The following is a 1,204-nucleotide window of genomic DNA, read 5'->3' as shown; positions in this document are numbered from 1 at the left end:
GGTATTATAATAGAATATGTAATTTTTAATATAAAATTAAAGAGGTGAACGTACTTGATAAAAATAGGTGATTTCAACAAATTAAAAATAGCTAGAAAAGCTGATTTCGGTTTTTTCCTAGACGCGCAAACAGGAAATACTTCAGATGATATTTTCATGCATAGAAAATTTACAAATTATGAGGCTTTAATTCCTGGTGATGAGGTAAATGTATTTGTATATAGAGATTCTAAAGATAAATTAGCTGCTACTTTAAACCCTCCATTAGCTAAAGTTGGCGAAATAGGTTACTTTGAAGTTGTAGATGCTACTAAAATAGGTTACTTTATTAATATTGGACTTGAAAAAGATATTTTAGTTCCTTTTAGTTCAAAGCATTATGATCTAAAAAAAGGTGATAAATATTTATTTTATATATACTTAGATAAAACTGAAAGAATAGCTGCTACTACTAGAATAGAAGGTTACTTATCTACTGACTCTGAGTATAAAGTAGGAGATAATGTTACAGGTGTTGTTTATGGATTCCAAACTAACGATAGTGCGATGGTTTGTGTTGACAATAAATTTGAAGGAGTTATACTTCATAACGAATACTTTACAAAACTTAACATCGGAGACAAATTAAATTTAAATGTTATAAAAGTATACGAGGACGGTAAGCTAGGTCTTACTCCAAGACAAGGTAGAGAGCAAGAATTAAATGAGTTAGAAAGTAAAATCATAAACCATCTAAATAATGCTTCTAGAGGGTTCATACCTTTAAATGATAAATCTGATCCAGCTGATATCGCATCAGTATTTGGTTGTAGTAAGAAAAACTTCAAACGTACACTTGGAGTTCTTATGAAAAAAGGGTTAATATCTCAAGATGAAGAAGGAACTCGTCTAATATAAAGAAAGAGTATGGATACTGTACTGAGACCCAAAAGTTGGACTTTATACAGGAATGAAAATTCATTCCTGTATTTTTTGTTTTATGCAATTTTAGATTCATAGTCAATTCTATATTTAACAGGGCTACGCCAATTTAATTTTTCTTTAATTCTATTGTTATTATAGTAGTAAATATAATCTGTTATAGCTATCTCTAATTCATTAAAACTTTTATATATTTTTCCATAGTACATTTCCTGTTTCATTACTCCAAAGAAATTTTCCATAGGAGAATTATCAAGACACGTACCTTTTCTAGACATACTTT

Annotated in this window: 2 protein-coding genes; one reads left to right on the top strand and one right to left on the bottom strand. The window is 28.9% G+C overall.

Translation table 11 applies throughout. The features are described from left to right. The first annotated feature begins 54 nt into the window (after nt 1-54). On the top strand, nt 55-897 hold the full coding sequence (locus VN21_RS11255; RefSeq protein WP_046823363.1) for a CvfB family protein: 843 nt from the start codon (nt 55-57) through the stop codon (nt 895-897). An 80-nt stretch (nt 898-977) separates the two neighbouring features. Here VN21_RS11255 and VN21_RS11250 read toward each other — a convergent pair. Beyond that, on the bottom strand, nt 978-1,204 hold a 227-nt coding region (locus VN21_RS11250), incomplete at its 5' end, for an IS3 family transposase (RefSeq protein WP_152650768.1).

The organism is Paraclostridium benzoelyticum (genome assembly GCF_001006285.1).
Classification (GTDB): Bacteria; Bacillota; Clostridia; order Peptostreptococcales; family Peptostreptococcaceae; genus Paraclostridium; species Paraclostridium benzoelyticum.
This window is presented reverse-complemented; position numbering and strand designations above follow the sequence as displayed.